General features: G+C 55.6%; 16 protein-coding genes and 2 tRNA genes. 8 read left to right on the top strand and 10 right to left on the bottom strand.

Features of this window, described 5'->3' with window-relative positions; translation table 11 throughout:
* The first annotated feature begins 103 nt into the window (after positions 1 to 103).
* Complete coding sequence (gene helD / locus IV493_RS11365) at positions 104 to 2,158, top strand: DNA helicase IV (protein WP_195857157.1); 2,055 nt, start codon at positions 104 to 106, stop codon at positions 2,156 to 2,158.
* Between the two features lies 1 nt (position 2,159).
* On the opposite strand, the gene mgsA is transcribed toward helD, so the two are convergent.
* Together mgsA and IV493_RS11355 are read right to left on the bottom strand one after the other, a co-directional pair.
* Entirely contained in the window at positions 2,160 to 2,618 is a 459-nt protein-coding gene (gene mgsA / locus IV493_RS11360) for a methylglyoxal synthase (RefSeq protein WP_147788429.1), read from the bottom strand.
* A gap of 69 nt (positions 2,619 to 2,687) precedes the next feature.
* Positions 2,688 to 3,329 (bottom strand): DUF2057 family protein, encoded by a 642-nt coding sequence (locus IV493_RS11355; RefSeq protein WP_195857156.1) that lies wholly within the window; start codon positions 3,327 to 3,329, stop codon positions 2,688 to 2,690.
* A gap of 176 nt (positions 3,330 to 3,505) precedes the next feature.
* Here IV493_RS11355 and IV493_RS11350 point away from each other — a divergent pair, with 176 nt between their 5' ends.
* On the top strand, positions 3,506 to 3,919 hold the full coding sequence (locus tag IV493_RS11350; RefSeq protein ID WP_033732185.1) for a CoA-binding protein: 414 nt from the start codon (positions 3,506 to 3,508) through the stop codon (positions 3,917 to 3,919).
* Between the two features lie 34 nt (positions 3,920 to 3,953).
* On the opposite strand, the gene hspQ is transcribed toward IV493_RS11350, so the two are convergent.
* Both hspQ and rlmI read right to left on the bottom strand, forming a co-directional pair.
* Positions 3,954 to 4,271, bottom strand: a complete 318-nt coding sequence (gene hspQ, locus IV493_RS11345; RefSeq protein WP_013357363.1) for a heat shock protein HspQ — start codon at positions 4,269 to 4,271, stop codon at positions 3,954 to 3,956.
* A gap of 58 nt (positions 4,272 to 4,329) precedes the next feature.
* The gene (gene rlmI, locus IV493_RS11340; RefSeq protein WP_013357364.1) at positions 4,330 to 5,520 is read right to left on the bottom strand and encodes a 23S rRNA (cytosine(1962)-C(5))-methyltransferase RlmI; all 1,191 of its coding nucleotides are present in this window, start codon (positions 5,518 to 5,520) and stop codon (positions 4,330 to 4,332) included.
* An 85-nt stretch (positions 5,521 to 5,605) separates the two neighbouring features.
* Here rlmI and yccX point away from each other — a divergent pair, with 85 nt between their 5' ends.
* Positions 5,606 to 5,884 (top strand): acylphosphatase, encoded by a 279-nt coding sequence (yccX, locus tag IV493_RS11335; protein WP_195857155.1) that lies wholly within the window; start codon positions 5,606 to 5,608, stop codon positions 5,882 to 5,884.
* Here the strand turns inward: yccX and tusE are convergent, their stop codons facing one another.
* Entirely contained in the window at positions 5,885 to 6,211 is a 327-nt protein-coding gene (tusE, locus tag IV493_RS11330) for a sulfurtransferase TusE (protein ID WP_013357366.1), read from the bottom strand.
* 106 nt (positions 6,212 to 6,317) lie between these two features.
* Positions 6,318 to 6,971: an FtsH protease modulator YccA gene (gene yccA / locus IV493_RS11325; protein WP_003850014.1), complete on the bottom strand. Its 654-nt coding sequence runs from the start codon at positions 6,969 to 6,971 to the stop codon at positions 6,318 to 6,320.
* A 235-nt stretch (positions 6,972 to 7,206) separates the two neighbouring features.
* Between yccA and IV493_RS11320 the strand changes: the two genes are divergently transcribed.
* The 3 genes from IV493_RS11320 to agp all read left to right on the top strand — a co-directional run bounded on the left by IV493_RS11320 (position 7,207) and on the right by agp (position 9,409).
* Positions 7,207 to 7,294, top strand: a tRNA-Ser gene (locus IV493_RS11320).
* A 67-nt stretch (positions 7,295 to 7,361) separates the two neighbouring features.
* A tRNA-Ser gene (locus IV493_RS11315) sits at positions 7,362 to 7,449 on the top strand.
* Positions 7,450 to 7,720: 271 nt separating this feature from the next.
* Entirely contained in the window at positions 7,721 to 9,409 is a 1,689-nt protein-coding gene (agp, locus tag IV493_RS11310) for a bifunctional glucose-1-phosphatase/inositol phosphatase (protein ID WP_195857154.1), read from the top strand.
* A gap of 65 nt (positions 9,410 to 9,474) precedes the next feature.
* Here the strand turns inward: agp and IV493_RS11305 are convergent, their stop codons facing one another.
* Genes IV493_RS11305 through wrbA form a run of 3 tightly spaced genes read right to left on the bottom strand, consistent with a single transcriptional unit; the run spans position 9,475 to position 11,751 of the window.
* On the bottom strand, positions 9,475 to 10,848 hold the full coding sequence (locus tag IV493_RS11305) for an NAD-dependent succinate-semialdehyde dehydrogenase (protein ID WP_095707417.1): 1,374 nt from the start codon (positions 10,846 to 10,848) through the stop codon (positions 9,475 to 9,477).
* Positions 10,849 to 10,900: 52 nt separating this feature from the next.
* Entirely contained in the window at positions 10,901 to 11,131 is a 231-nt protein-coding gene (locus IV493_RS11300; RefSeq protein ID WP_003850006.1) for a YccJ family protein, read from the bottom strand.
* Positions 11,132 to 11,151: 20 nt separating this feature from the next.
* On the bottom strand, positions 11,152 to 11,751 hold the full coding sequence (wrbA, locus tag IV493_RS11295) for an NAD(P)H:quinone oxidoreductase (RefSeq protein ID WP_013357369.1): 600 nt from the start codon (positions 11,749 to 11,751) through the stop codon (positions 11,152 to 11,154).
* A 301-nt stretch (positions 11,752 to 12,052) separates the two neighbouring features.
* Here wrbA and IV493_RS11290 point away from each other — a divergent pair, with 301 nt between their 5' ends.
* Both IV493_RS11290 and IV493_RS11285 read left to right on the top strand, forming a co-directional pair.
* Positions 12,053 to 12,226 (top strand): general stress protein, encoded by a 174-nt coding sequence (locus IV493_RS11290; protein ID WP_013357370.1) that lies wholly within the window; start codon positions 12,053 to 12,055, stop codon positions 12,224 to 12,226.
* Between the two features lie 96 nt (positions 12,227 to 12,322).
* On the top strand, positions 12,323 to 13,237 hold the full coding sequence (locus tag IV493_RS11285; protein WP_195857153.1) for a DMT family transporter: 915 nt from the start codon (positions 12,323 to 12,325) through the stop codon (positions 13,235 to 13,237).
* Here IV493_RS11285 and rutG read toward each other — a convergent pair whose 3' ends face one another.
* Positions 13,238 to 14,563, bottom strand: coding sequence for a pyrimidine utilization transport protein G (rutG, locus tag IV493_RS11280; protein WP_013357372.1), 1,326 nt, complete (start codon positions 14,561 to 14,563; stop codon positions 13,238 to 13,240). It abuts the gene before it with no gap.
* Positions 14,564 to 14,591 lie beyond the last annotated feature (28 nt).

The raw sequence follows: 14,591 nt of genomic DNA, 5'->3' as shown, positions 1-14,591 counted from the left end.
TTCCGCAAGATGTGACGCCAAGTTTAGCTTGTTTTAAGGCTGGAGCGCCAAGGGTCTGACAGGTAAACTCCCCCTAATCCTGTTATCTGACGTTGGTGTCGGCGTGGAACTGAAAGCAACCTCAATGGGCAAACGGCTTGCCCAGCATCCTTATAACCGTGTTCGTCTGCTGGCAGCGGGTGTCGAAGTCAGTGGCGATAAGCATGAGTATCTGATCCCCTTTAATCAGTTACTGGATATTGCCTGCAAGCGCGGGCTGGTATGGGGTGAGCTGGAATTTCTGCTGGCCGATGAAAAAGTGGTCCGGCTTCACGGAACGGAATGGCAGGAGACGCAGCGCTTTCACCACTATTTGCTGCAGGCCTGGCAGAACTGGAGTCTGGAGATGAGTGAGGTGTGCCGCGAGGTGCTCCAGTCACTGCGCGACGAAATCGGAACGTTTGGCGCGCAGGATCGCTGGCTGAATCGCCACGAGCTGCAGGCGCTGAAGACAAAGATTCTCAAACAGTTCGACGCGTTACCGATGCCGTTCACCCGCTTAAACGATTTTCCTGACTGCCGTGATAACCTGGCATTTTGCCAGCACTGGCTGGATCAGGGTGAGTCGGCCCTGAGGCAGCGAAACCGCGACTGGACTGCCGCCATGCTGACCCGCTATCAGTCGTTCTTCGCCAGCGTCGAGAGCACACCACTCAATCAGTCGCAGTGTGAGGCGGTGGTTAATGGCGAGGATTCTCTGCTGGTGCTGGCCGGTGCGGGCAGCGGTAAAACCTCTGTGCTGGTGGCCCGTGCAGGCTGGTTAATGGAGCGCAGACTGGCCAGCGCCGATCAAATTCTGTTGCTGGCGTTTGGCCGCCAGGCGGCTGAAGAGATGAACGCACGTATTCAGTCCCGGCTCTCTGCGGGTGACATCCAGGCACGGACTTTCCATTCTCTGGCTCAGCATATTATTCGTGAAGGCAGCAATAAGCAGCCGGTTATCAGTAAGCTCGAGAGCGATGCGGATGCGCGTCGTACGCTGCTACTCAGGGAGTGGCGGCAGCAGTGCCATGAGAAAAAGGCGATGGCAAACGGCTGGCGTCAGTGGCTCCGTGACGAACTAGAGTGGGAGGTACCGGAAGGGCCATTCTGGGAGGACGAGAGGCTGGCAAACCGGCTGGCGTCACGTCTGGAGCGCTGGCTCGGTCTGATGCGCATGCATGGCGGCGCACAGGCGGCCATGATCGCGGATGTGCCGGAAGAGATTCGGGATCATTTCAGTAAACGCATCAAACTGATGGCACCCCTGCTGAAAGCGTGGAAAAGCGCGCTGAAAGAGGAGGGCGCGGTCGATTTTTCGGGACTGATCCACCAGGCCATTGCGATTCTGGAAAAAGGACGGTTTATCAGTCCGTGGAAACACATTCTGGTGGATGAATTCCAGGATATCTCGCCTCAGCGTGCCGCATTGCTCAGCGCACTGCGCAAGCAAAATAAGCGCACCGCGCTGTTTGCGGTTGGCGATGACTGGCAGGCTATCTACCGCTTCAGCGGTGCAGAGATGACGCTGACCACCGCATTTCATCACTACTTTGGTGAGGGCGATCGGTGCGTGCTGGACACCACCTACCGCTTTAACGACCGCATTGGTGACATTGCTAACCGGTTTATCCAGCAGAATCCGCAGCAGCTGGCAAAACCGCTGAACAGCGTCACCAAGGGCAATAAAAAGTCGATTTCGCTGCTGTCGGAGGATCAGCTGGAAGCCCTGCTGAACAAACTCAGCGGTTACGCGAAGCCTGATGAGCGGATTCTGCTACTGGCGCGCTATCACTATCTGCGACCGGAATTACTGGATAAAGCCAGAACCCGCTGGCCGAAACTTAATCTGGAATTTATGACAATCCATGCCAGCAAAGGTCAGCAGGCGGATTACGTTATTCTGGTGGGATTGCAGCAGGGTAAAGAGGGCTTCCCGGCGGAAGTACGCGAGTCGATTATCGAACAGGGCCTGTTACCACAGCCCGAAGCGTTTCCGGATGCGGAAGAGCGCCGTCTGGCCTATGTGGCGCTGACGCGCGCGCGTCAGCAGGTCTTTCTGATGTTTGATAAGGCCGCGCCGTCCTCGTTTGTCGATCACTTCCGCGAACTGGGCGTACCCGTACTGCGTAAAGCCTGATTTATTTCAGACGATCGGCCAGATAGCGCTGATAGTCGGGGATCATAATCTCAACGTTTTGCGCAAACAGTGGCGACTGAATAATAAAATCTGCTGTGGAGCGGTTCGTGGCGACCGGGATATTCCAGACGGTCGCCAGACGCAGCAGAGCTTTCACATCCGGATCGTGCGGCACGGCGTTAAGCGGATCCCAGAAAAAAATCAGCGCATCAATTTTTCCTTCCGAGATCAGCGCGCCTACCTGCTGATCGCCACCCATCGGGCCGCTCAGCATGGCTGTCACATTCAGACCGGTATGATGATTGATCAGATTTCCGGTGGTGCCGGTCGCATAGAGGATGTGTGGTTCAAGTGCGGGCTGATTTTGTTTAACCCAGTCAAGCAGGGCGGCTTTACAGTGGTCATGGGCGACCAGCGCAATATGTTTTGTGGTGCCAAGGGTACGAAAAGTCTGTTCCATAAAAGCGTCCTGATAAGGCTCATGCGCAAGAAGAGAAAGCACGAGTTTACCTCTGGCTCTTTAATGCTATCAACTCGTACGCAGCATTTTGACCAGTGTCAGAAATTGCTGACGCGTAGCTTCGTCGAAGCGGTGAAACCAGCGATGCAGCGAAGGAAGTTCGGCCTGGGTTGTCCAGTCAAGCTCGGCGGTGAGGCGGGAAGAAGAGGGCGTAGCAGAAGCGGAATTTGCAAACCGGGGTACAGAGGCAATCTGATGGGTGCGATTGTAATTCAGCATCGCTTTTTCCATATCCGCTGTCGCGGTGGCCGGCAGGTGGTCACGCACGCTGGTGATCTCATTGCCTTTCTCATCCACCAGCTGAAAATTCAGACTGCGGTCAAAATGATAACGCTCACGTTTTGTCTCCAGCGCCGGCAACCGGATGGTGATGGTTTTGGCCACGGCAGTAAAGGTGACGATCATCGGCGCAGACTGATAAGCGATCACACTCTCTTTCTGCCCTTTGCGTTGCTGCTCTACCCGAAACAGAAACTGATGCTGACCGCGATCCAGCTCTAAGCTGTCTGCTCCTTTGAGGAGCGAGCCTGAAATTTTTCGACCATCCAGCACCAGCAGATCGATTTGGGGATCGAGCTTTAATGTGATGGCAGAACAGGACGCCGAAACAAGGAGTGTAAGTAACCCCGTTACGGCCAGCGACAGCTTCATTTCAACTCCGGTAAGTGGTGACGCAAAGGATGACGTGTAGCAAATTCTTACATTATGGCAGTTAATTTACATTTAAACATATTTATTCGTGCGCGGGTTCAATTAATTTCGTCAGGGACTTAACTGTTGAAGCATGCGCCAAACTACACTCAACACTGACCTGAAAGGAGATAAAGATGAACGACCAGACAATTCGCGATGTGCTGACGCGCACCCAACGTATCGCCTTAGTAGGGGCAAGCGATCGTCCCGACCGTCCCAGTTATGGTGTGATGAAATATCTGCTCGATCAGGGCTATGAGGTGATCCCGGTCAGCCCAAAACTGGCCGGCCAAACCCTGCTGGGGCAGCAGGCTTACGCCAGTCTGGCGGAAGTACCGGGCGAGATTGATATGGTAGATGTCTTTCGCAATTCAGAAGCCGCGTGGGGCGTGGCGCAGGAAGCCATTGCTGCAGGGGCAAAAACATTGTGGCTGCAGCTGGGTGTGATTAATGAGCAGGCGGCGGTACTGGCACAGGATGCAGGCATGACGGTGATTATGGATCGCTGCCCGAAGATTGAGATTCCGCGTCTGGGGATAACGCGTTAAAAATTAGCGTGGCGGCAGAGCGTGCCGCCACAGTTTAATGCCGCAGATGAGGTGCCTGTAATTGCTGACGTACTGACGCTGCCAGCTCATCCATTGACGGCTGCTCTGGATGTTCAATGCTGGTTTCACCGGAAAGCTGAATTTCGGCAACATAGGTGTGCACCTGATCGCCTTCCTCATCTTCCATCACCACATGATACCAGGGCGCGGTGCGCATCTTCTCTTCCGCGCCAACCTCTTCAATTTTAGGCTCATCTAACGAGTATTCAGGATCGACATCCACAATAACGCCCAGAACGCCGGACAAACGATGACGAACCTGCTGACCAATACCAAATTTACTGGCAATCATAGTGACCTCCGAAAAAAAGCTCTCTTTCCAATATGGGGGCAGGAGCTGATTTTTCAAGTCACATCACGCGGCAGGCGAAACCTTTCAGATAGAGACCTTCCGGATAGCTGGCGATGACCGGATGATCCGCTGCCTGCCGGAACTGCTCAATAAACTGCACTTCGCGGCCCGCATCCAGCGCCGCATCGGCGATGATCTTCTGGAACAGATCGGTGGCCATCAGACCGGAACAGGAGAAAGTCAGCAGCACGCCACCTGGGTTAAGTAGCTGAATGGCAAGCATATTAATGTCTTTATAGCCGCGGCAGGCACCCATTAACTGGCTTTTGTTTTCGACAAACTTTGGCGGATCCATAATGATCAGATCAAATTTCTCACCGCTGTCACGATAACGACGTAGCAGTTTGAACACATCATCACGCTCGAAGCGCGCGCGGGAGAGATCCAGCTCATTCAGTTCCACGTTCTGACGGGCAACGTCCAGCGCTTCCTGTGAGGTGTCCACGCTGATCACTTCTTTACAGCCGCCCATCAGTGCAGAAACCGCGAAGCCGCCCGTATAAGAGAAGCAGTTAAGCACGCGGGCATCCTGCGCGTAACGACGCGTGGCAAGACGGCTGTCACGCTGATCAAGGTAATAGCCGGTTTTGTGGCCGCCCTGAATATCAACCAGCAGCTTCATGCCATGCTCGGTAATCGGCAGCAGCGGCGGGGGCAGTTCACCGGTGACGGTGCCCTGCGTCAGCTCCAGCCCCTCTTTCTTACGCACAGCGACGTCAGACCGGTCATAGATGGCACAGTCAGGGAAGCACTGTTGCAGGGCAGTGATGATCGCCGCGCGCTGATATTCCGCGCCTGCCGAGAGCAGCTGAAGCACTAAAAAGTTGCCAAAGCGATCGATGGTGACGCCCGGTAAACCATCTGATTCACCAGCGATCAGGCGATAGCTATCCAGACCATCGCGGGCCGCCAGCCATTTGCGCCACTGTTGCGCCTGTTCAAAACGGCGCACAAAGAAGGCGATATCGATGGATTCATCGGCCTGCCAGCTCCAGACGCGGGCGCGGATCTGCGACTCGGGCGAATAAGCGGCACGCGCCAGCCATTTACCGTTGCTGTCACACACGTCAATGGTTTCACCCAGTTGCGCTTTACCTTCCAGACGTGCAACGGCACCTGAAAAGACCCATGGATGGCGACGGAGCAGGGACTTTTCACGTCCCTTTGCGAGAATCAATCTGACTGTCATAGTTTGCTATGCTTACCTGAAAAAATGAGGCGCCATTGTCCGGTGGATAACGGGAAATTGCAACGAACAGCATCAGGAGAGAATAATGTCAGCAGCCTGTTTTAAAGCATGGGTTCATGGCCGCGTCCAGGGCGTCGGGTTTCGTTACAGTACGCAGGCCGAAGCCAGAACCCTGGGCGTGCTGGGTTACGCGCGAAATCTGGATGACGGCAGCGTCGAGGTGCTGGCCTGGGGCGGGGCGGAGCAGGTCGAAGCACTCATCGCCTGGCTTAAAGCAGGTGGACCACGCAGCGCACGCGTTGATAAGGTGCTGGTGGAGCCACACCAGCCCGCAGAACCGCCCCGCGATTTCAAAACCGGTTAACTACAGGCATTTCGCCGGTTTAGGCAGGCCGGCGATTTTCGTCGCCTGTTTAGCGGGTCCTTCCGGGAAGAGGCGAAACAGGTAGCGGCTGTTGCCTTTCTCTTCCCCATACTTCTGCGCCATTGCCTTTACCAGCATCCGCACGGCAGGTGAGGTGTTAAATTCCAGATAAAAGGCGCGCACGAAATGGACCACTTCCCAGTGTGCTTCAGACATGGTAAGCCCTTCCTGTTCCGCGATGTGCGCCGCCAGCGCCTCACTCCAGTCGTCGATGCTCTTCAGATAGCCTTCGGCATCGACGGCGATTTCGTTACCGTTAAAATTCACGTGACGTCCTCTCTATAAATGACGGCGCAGTTTAGCAAACCTGGCGGACAGTAAAAGTAAAAAACCCCGCCGAAGCGGGGTTTCACAGACTGACTGTCACTGCTGGTTAGTTGCTGCGGGCAAAACCCAGCAGGCTCAGCAGGCTGACGAAGATATTATAGAGCGAAACATAGAGGCTGACCGTCGCCCGAATGTAGTTGGTTTCACCACCATGAATGATGTTGCTGGTTTCCCACAAAATGGCACCTGCGGAGAACAGGATGAACAGGGCGCTGATAGCCAGATGCAGCGCAGGCAGCTGCAGGAAGATATTCGCGACCACCGCCACCAGCAGCACCACAAAGCCAGCCATCATCATGCCGCCCAGGAAGGACATGTCACGACGGGTCGTCAGCACGTAGGCAGAACAGCAGAAGAACACCAGCGCCGTACCGCCCAACGCCAGCGCTATCACGTCGCCCATGCCTGCGGTCAGGAATGAACTCAGGATAGGACCCAGGCAATATCCCAGGAAGCCGGTAAACGCAAACGCGGCCAGAATACCCATCGGGCTGTTCGCCAGACGGTAGGTTAAAAACATCAAGCCATAAAAGCCGACCAGCATCAGAATCAGACCCGGCGCAGGCAGGGCCAGCAGGGTGCTGGCTGTCGCCGTTACCGCGGAAAAGGCCAGGGTCAGTCCCAGCAGAAAATAGGTATTACGCAGAACTCTGTGCGTTGACAGCAGTGAGGACTGCGATGAGGTGACAATTCTTTCCATGTTGCGCTCCTTTAAGCAGAACACTAATCAGCAGAACACTAAATATGTGCCGAGAATACGCAGGCCACTAAAGAGGGAAAAGGCGTTTTACCCTTCTTTACGCGCTATTCTGCTAATTGTTTGAGCAGAGTGGCGATTTTCACAGCGAAAAATCACAATCTGGCTGTTTTTCAGGCGAATAGACAGATAGACGCTTTACATCGCTAAACGGGATGTTTATAGTGCGCGTCATTGCGGAGGGGTGGCCGAGCGGCTTAAGGCAGCGGTCTTGAAAACCGCCGATGGGAAACCATCCGAGAGTTCGAATCTCTCCTCCTCCGCCACTTTATCTGCCACGGGCAATAAAGCGGTAAAATCAGTAAGTTTACCGAAGCAGTACCGTTTCAAAACGGAGGGGTGGCCGAGCGGCTTAAGGCAGCGGTCTTGAAAACCGCCGATGGGAAACCATCCGAGAGTTCGAATCTCTCCTCCTCCGCCACATTTTACAGGCCAGCACATAGTGCTGGCCTGTTTCGTTTCTGCCATTCCGGTTTTTTCCTCCAGTCTGAAAAAAGCACGCCTCTTCCGATGACGCGCGGCTGCGCATTCATCTGCCCGATGCATCTCTGCTATAGTCCACTCACTGTTTTTGCAAACATCTGGCGCTTTTCTGAGGCGAGCTGAGTTACACTGTTAAATACATCGCTCTGAGGCGAGCTAATCGGTTGATAGCCAGAGTGTTTCTTTACTGAATGAATGGAATAGGCACAATGATCAAGAAACTGAGTCTTTGCGCATTGTCAGTGCTCGCTGCATTGCCGGTCGGAACGGTAGCATTTGCTGCTGATGGCGATATGCAGCTGCAACAGGTGCTGATGTTAAGCCGTCACAATCTGCGTGCGCCGCTGGCCGATAATGGCAGCGTGCTGGAGCAGTCGACCAAAAAGAGCTGGCCGCAGTGGGATGTTCCCGGCGGACAGCTGACCACCAAAGGTGGCGTGCTGGAAGTCTACATGGGTAACTACACCCGTCAGTGGCTGGCACAGCAGGGCCTGGTGAAGAACGGCAGCTGCCCTGACAGCAATAACGTCTTTGTTTACGCGAACAGCCTGCAGCGCACTGTCGCTACCGCGCAGTTCTTCGTGAATGGTGCCTTCCCTGGCTGTGACGTTGCCGTCACGCATCAGGATGAAATGGGCGCCATGGATCCCGTATTCAATCCCGTCATCACCGATGACAGTGAAGCCTTCAATAAAAAAGCGCTGGCCGCCATGGCCGCCGCCAATGAGAAACTGTCACTGAAGCCCGCCTTCCAGCGGCTGGAAAAGATTGTCGACTACAAAGCTTCGCCTGCCTGTAACAATAAAAAGCAGTGCGACCTCAGCAGTGGTCAGAACACCTTCAGCGCTGAAAACGGTAAAGAGCCAACGGTCAGTGGCCCGCTGAAAGTGGGTAATTCGCTGATGGATGCCTTTACGCTGCAATATTACGAAGGTTTCCCGCTGGACCAGGTTGCCTGGGGCCAGATCAAAACGCCTGAACAGTGGAAAGAGCTGTCAGCGATTAAAAATGGTTATCAGGACACGCTGTTTACCAGTCCGGACGTTTCCCGTGAAGTGGCAGCACCGCTGGTGGATTACATCCGCAGTCAGTTAGTGGATCAGGACAAAGCCAACGCGCCGAAAATTACGCTGATGGTCGGCCATGACTCGAACATCGCCTCGCTGCTGAGTGCGTTACAGGTCAAGCCTTATGAGCTGCCTGACACCTATGAAAAAACGCCAATTGGCGGTCAGGTTGTTTTCGAACGCTGGCATGATGCGAAAAACGATAAAGACCTGCTCAAGGTGGAGTATGTTTATCAGACCGCCGATCAGCTGCGCAATGCGGATGTACTGAGCCTGAAGAACCCACCGAAGCGCGTGACGCTGCAGCTGGCGGGTTGTGAGGCCGATGCGAATGGCTATTGCAGCTGGGATCAGTTCTCTCAGGTGCTGAATGCGGCACTGCAGGGTACACCGATGCAGCCTGCTGCGGCACCACAACCGGCAGCTCAGGCTGACGATGACAGTGCGAAAGCCGCCGCGACGCAGGATGCTGCAGCCGATAAAGCTGAAGCGGACAAAGCGACCGCAGCCAAAGAGAAATCTGACGCAGATAAAGCTGCCGCTGAGAAGTCAGAGGCGGACAAAGCCGCAGCCGATAAAGCTGCTGCAGAAAAAGCAAAAGCAGAAAAGGCAAAAGCGGATAAGGCTGCAGCTGATAAAGCCGCGGCTGAAAAGGCAAAAGCTGACAAAGCAGCAGCAGAAGAAAAAGCCGCCGCTGAGAAAGCAAAAGCCGACAATGCAGCAGAATCAGCCAGTGACAATAAAGCCACGACTGACAAAGCTGACGCCGCGAACGCGCCTGCAACGGCACACCATGACAATTCAACGTCAGCAGCTGTGGCCACACAGTAATTACGCTTTCCGGCCAATAATAAAAAACCCCGTCGCGACGGGGTTTTTTTATGGCTGCAGGACGATTAACCCGCCACGACCACCAGCTTCTGGTTAGCAAACTCTTTGATGCCAAGATCAGAAAGCTCACGGCCATAGCCTGAACGTTTCACACCACCAAATGGCAGCTCAGCAGAGGTATCGCTCTGGGAGTTGATAAACACCATGCCGGTTTCAATGGCAGATGCCAGTTTACGACCGCGTGCAATATCACGAGTCCAGACCGATCCACCCAGACCATAGTGCGAGTCGTTCGCCAGCGCCACAGCCGCCTGATCATCACCCACGACATAAACCTGCGCCACCGGGCCGAAGAACTCCTGATAATAGGCAGGATTATCCGGGGTAATGCCGGTCAGAATGGTGGGCTGATAGAAGCAACCTTCACCGTCAACGGCTTTACCGCCTGTCACCAGTTTTGCGCCATTAGCCACCGCTTCGTCTACCTGTTTCACCAGACGGTCGCGTGCGTCAGCGGAAGAGAGCGGGCCAAGCGTGGTTTTCTCATCCAGCGGATCGCCCAGCGTGGCGGCACTCAGCGCGGCACTGAACTGGCTGATAAAGCGATCGGCAATCTTCTCATGCAGAATAAAACGTTTTGCGGCGGTACAGACCTGGCCGCAGTTGCTGAGACGCGCCTGCACGCCCTGGCGGACGGCTTCGTCAAGATCGGCATCGTCCAGCACCACAAACACGTCATTGCCGCCCAGTTCCAGCGTCGATTTCTTCAGATGCTTACCGGCCTGCTCAGCCACAGCGCTGCCTGCGCGCTCGGAACCGGTCAGAGCAACACCCTGAACCCGGTCGTCAGCAATCAGATCGGCGACCTGATCGGTTGAGATGAACAGGTTAGTCCAGGCACCTTCAGGTGCACCCGCTTCACGCACCAGCTTTTCAAAGACATCGGCACAGTGCGGCACGATATTGGCATGTTTCGCCAGCACCGGGTTACCCAGCGCCAGGTTAGGGGCCAGCACGCGCATCAGCTGATAGTAAGGGAAGTTCCACGGCTCGACGGCGACTAACACGCCAATCGGATGATACTCAACCCAGGCTTCGCCCAGCTCGCTGGGATAGGACTGCGGCTGAAGAATACGTTCTGCATTCTCTGCGTAGTAGCGGGCAATCTGTGAACAGATTTTCACTTCGCTACGGCTCTGACCAATCAGTTTCCCCATCTCTTTACTGGCGATGGTGGCCAGTTCTTCCGCGCGGCTATCAATCAGGTCAGCCAGTTTTTTCAGTACCTGCAGACGTGGCTGGATCTCACCTTTGCTCCATGATGAGTGAAACAGGCGATCGGCAACGTCCAGAGCTTGGCTGACAGCGGCCTCATCATGCGACGGCCAGCTTTTCAGCAACTGGCTATTGGCGGGATTAATGCTTTGATAGGAAGACATAGCGTACTCCTTGGTGAGCTAAAAATGAGGGCGGGAAGGTCCCGCCCCAGAATCAGACGTTCTTACGTTCTACGGGCTTGTCATCCCAGGTCAGGAGATCTTTATCAGTTTTTTCAAAGGCACGAATCAGCACGTCATCGCTGCCTTGCTGACGCCAGATCTCTTCTGCCAGTCTCTCATCGTAATTCGCCACTTCGAAAATGGCCTCGGCAATTTCAGGGGAGGTATGACGCAGACTGGCCCATTCGCCAACGTGGTGTGCTTTCGATTGTTCAGTAGACATACTTTTCTCCTTTGTTTAAATCAGTCCTGCAGTTTCACTGTCAGTCCGGCAACATGTTCACCCTGGAAACGGGCAATATTCAGTTCCGCTTCTGTCGGCTGACGCGAACCATCGCCGCCCGCCAGCGTGGTCGCACCATAAGGCGTGCCACCGCGAACCTGAGAAATATCGAACAACTCTTTGGTGCCGTAGCCGATAGGCACAATTACCATGCCGTGATGCGCCAGCGTGGTCCAGACTGAGGTAATGGTCTGTTCCTGACCGCCGCCGGTGCCGGTTGAAGTAAAGACGCTGGCAACCTTGCCAAACAGCGCGCCTGACGCCCAGAGACCGCCGGTGCGGTCCCAGAATGTCCGCATCTGTCCGGACATGTTGCCAAAGCGGGTCGGGGTGCCGACGATAATCGCGTCATAATGCGGCAGTACCTCAGGCGTCGCTTCTGCTGCCTGCTGATTGGTTTTGCCGCCCACCTGTGCAAAGCGATCGGCCTCCATCGTTTCTGGTACCCGCAGGATATCCACTTCCGCGCCGGGAACCCGACGAGCGCCTTCTGCAACTGCGTTCGCCATCGTTTCAATATGTCCGTACATCGAGTAATAGAGCACCAGAATCTTGGCCATAAATCTCTCCAGGTGGTTTTGACGTCCAGAAAAAGTATAGAAGAGCTTTCGTTTTACGCAGGCGATACGGAAACGGAGGCGAACGAGTCGGGCAATAAATCCGCAGCTAGTCGGTTGTAAGTCGGCAGAATGTTCGTTGTTTAATCAAATTGCTGGTGATTACTCTGTTGCTAAATGTGACTGTCGGGCGAGTAAAAGAAGAATCTGGCTATTATTTAAGCATGAGTTGAATTCTGGCTTCAGGCCGTCAGCTCTCTGCTATTTCATTCTTATTTATCGCACTACGCGACAGGAGCAAATCATGACAACACATCGTGGAGGTTCAGGAAATTTTGCTGAGAACCGTGAACGTGCCGCAGAAGCGGGACGTAAAGGGGGAAAAAACAGCGGCGGTAATTTCAAAAACGATCCGCAGCGCGCCGCGCGCGCCGGTGAGAAGGGCGGGCGCAGCAGTCCTAAAAAAGCGGACGCATAATCCCACTCTGCCGCCGGTTAAGGCCGGCGGTTAACGTCGTTGCTTTTCCCCGTCGCTCTCCCCACAATATCGTCCGGACACATCATCAGGTGAATTATGTCGGACACACCCCGCGGTTTAACCCTGCGCCTGACGCGGCAGGAGCTGGTATTACTTTTTATCACCATGATCTGGGGCGGCACCTTCCTGGTGGTGCATCGTGCGATGCAGCATTCCGGCCCGTTCTTTTTTGTCGGACTGCGTTTCGCCACCGCCGCGCTGCTGCTGGCACTGTTTTTCCGCCGTTATCTGGCCGGCATGACCTGGCTGGAAATAAAAGCGGGCACGCTGATCGGCCTGTCGATTGCCGGGGGTTATGGTCTTCAGACCTGGGGCATGCAGACTATCTCCAGCAGCCAGTCTGCGTTTCTTACTGCGCTTTATGTTCCGGTGGTGCCGCTGCTGCAGTGGCTGTTTTTACGCCGTCCTCCGGGATTGATGTCGTGGCTGGGGATTGTGCTGGCATTTACCGGCTTGTTGCTGGTGGCCGGACCGCAGGATGGCCGCATCAACCTGAATGCAGGTGAAATAGCCACGCTGCTCAGCACCCTGGCGATTGCCGCCGAGATCATCTTAATCAGCCGCTATGCCGGTCAGGTTGATGTACGCCGCGTGACGCTAATCCAGCTGGCGGTGGCGTCGCTGTGTGCCTTTGTGCTGATGATCCCCAATGGGGAAACGGTGCCTGTAATCTCAACGCCGCTGCTGCTCAGCGCGCTGGGGCTGGGCGCGGCCAGCGCACTGATTCAGGTCACCATGAACTGGGCGCAACGCAGCGTTTCGCCAACCCGCGCCACGGTAATCTATGCCGGAGAACCTGTCTGGGCGGGCGTCGCGGGGCGTATTGCCGGTGAGCGCCTGCCTGCGCTGGCGTTGCTGGGTGGGGCGCTGATCGTCTGCGGCGTGATCGTCAGTGAGCTGCGGCTGAAACGGAAAAAAGCGGTGCAGCCTGCTGCCACACCGCTGGAGTAATTAACCCTGCTGTCGCGCCAGCGGTTTGTCCTGCTGCGCGCTGCGACGGCGCAGAATGGCATTGAGGATAATCGCGCCAAAGGTGGCAGTACCGATCCCGCCCAGCGTGAAAGAGCCGATCTTCAGCGCGAAATCCCCTGCGCCGAGCACCAGCGTGGTGGCGACCATAATCAGATTACTGTTCTGACCTAAATCGACATGGTTCTGCACCCAGATGCGTGCGCCCGCCACCGCAATCAGCCCGAAGACCACAATGGATGCGCCGCCAATCACCGGAGCCGGAATGGTGTGGATCAGCGCACCAAACTTCGGTGAGAAACCGGCGAGGATGGCAATGATGGCTGCAGCGACAAACGCCAGCGTGGAGTAGACCTTAGTCACGGCCATCACCCCAATATTCTCGGCATAGGTGGTTACGCCACTGCCGCCCATCGAGCCGGAAAGCATCGTGGCCAGTCCATCGCCCACAAAGGCACGTCCCATGTAAGGATCGAGGTTACGGCCGGTCATGCCCGCCACGGCTTTCAGGTGTCCCAGATTTTCCGCCACCAGAATGATCGCCACCGGGGCGATCAGTACCATTGCCTGCAGATCAAAGGTCGGTGCGGTGGTGTGCGGCAGGCCAAACCAGGCTGCCTGTGACAGCAGGGTAAAATCGACCGGCTTGCCCAGTCCCAGAACATTGGTCAGCAGCGCATAGATCGCCCAGGCCAGAATCAGGCCGACCAGAATCAGCAGGCGCTGTACCATCCCGCGGGTAAACACGGCAACCAGACCGATACAGAGCACGGTCATCACCGCGACCCAGCTGTCGAAGGAAGAGGCGGAGACGCTATGAACCGCAATCGGTGCCAGATTCAGCCCGATCGCCATCACCACCGCACCGGTCACTACCGGCGGCATCAAATTTTCAATCCAGCGCGTGCCTGACTTCATGACCACCAGCCCAATCAGCGTGTAGAGCAGGCCGCAGGCGATCACGCCGCCCAGCGCCACGCTGAGGTTGGGATTCAGTCCCTGACCACTGAAGCCGGTCACCGCAATCACTACGCCAACAAAGGCGGCGCTCGACCCGAGATAGCTGGGCACGCGACCACCGGTGATAAAGAAGAACAGCAGGGTGCCAATACCCGAGACCAGAATCGCCAGATTGGGATCCAGCCCCATCAGCAGCGGCATCAGCACCGTTGCGCCAAACATCGCCACCGCATGCTGCAAACCCAGCACCAGCGTCTGCCCCAGCGGCAGTGTTTCATCCGGGGCGATAATGCCGTTTTCTGTCAGTGCCGACTTCTTTTGCCATTGCGGAAACCAGGATCGTGCCATCGTCTACTCCAGAGCGTGATGAATGCCG

This window comes from Pantoea sp. SM3640, from assembly GCF_015654165.1.
Taxonomy (GTDB): domain Bacteria; phylum Pseudomonadota; class Gammaproteobacteria; order Enterobacterales; family Enterobacteriaceae; genus Pantoea; species Pantoea vagans.
This window is presented reverse-complemented; position numbering and strand designations above follow the sequence as displayed.

Excerpts from the sequence above, each read along its gene's own strand:
- mgsA (WP_147788429.1), bottom strand. The coding sequence starts at position 2,618 with ATGGAACAGACTTTTCGTACCCTTGGCACCACAAAACATATTGCGCTG.
- IV493_RS11355 (WP_195857156.1), bottom strand. The coding sequence starts at position 3,329 with ATGAAGCTGTCGCTGGCCGTAACGGGGTTACTTACACTCCTTGTTTCG.
- IV493_RS11350 (WP_033732185.1), top strand. The coding sequence starts at position 3,506 with ATGAACGACCAGACAATTCGCGATGTGCTGACGCGCACCCAACGTATC.
- hspQ (WP_013357363.1), bottom strand. The coding sequence starts at position 4,271 with ATGATTGCCAGTAAATTTGGTATTGGTCAGCAGGTTCGTCATCGTTTG.
- rlmI (WP_013357364.1), bottom strand. The coding sequence starts at position 5,520 with ATGACAGTCAGATTGATTCTCGCAAAGGGACGTGAAAAGTCCCTGCTC.
- yccX (WP_195857155.1), top strand. The coding sequence starts at position 5,606 with ATGTCAGCAGCCTGTTTTAAAGCATGGGTTCATGGCCGCGTCCAGGGC.
- yccA (WP_003850014.1), bottom strand. The coding sequence starts at position 6,971 with ATGGAAAGAATTGTCACCTCATCGCAGTCCTCACTGCTGTCAACGCAC.
- agp (WP_195857154.1), top strand. The coding sequence starts at position 7,721 with ATGATCAAGAAACTGAGTCTTTGCGCATTGTCAGTGCTCGCTGCATTG.
- IV493_RS11305 (WP_095707417.1), bottom strand. The coding sequence starts at position 10,848 with ATGTCTTCCTATCAAAGCATTAATCCCGCCAATAGCCAGTTGCTGAAA.
- IV493_RS11300 (WP_003850006.1), bottom strand. The coding sequence starts at position 11,131 with ATGTCTACTGAACAATCGAAAGCACACCACGTTGGCGAATGGGCCAGT.
- wrbA (WP_013357369.1), bottom strand. The coding sequence starts at position 11,751 with ATGGCCAAGATTCTGGTGCTCTATTACTCGATGTACGGACATATTGAA.
- IV493_RS11290 (WP_013357370.1), top strand. The coding sequence starts at position 12,053 with ATGACAACACATCGTGGAGGTTCAGGAAATTTTGCTGAGAACCGTGAA.
- IV493_RS11285 (WP_195857153.1), top strand. The coding sequence starts at position 12,323 with ATGTCGGACACACCCCGCGGTTTAACCCTGCGCCTGACGCGGCAGGAG.
- rutG (WP_013357372.1), bottom strand. The coding sequence starts at position 14,563 with ATGGCACGATCCTGGTTTCCGCAATGGCAAAAGAAGTCGGCACTGACA.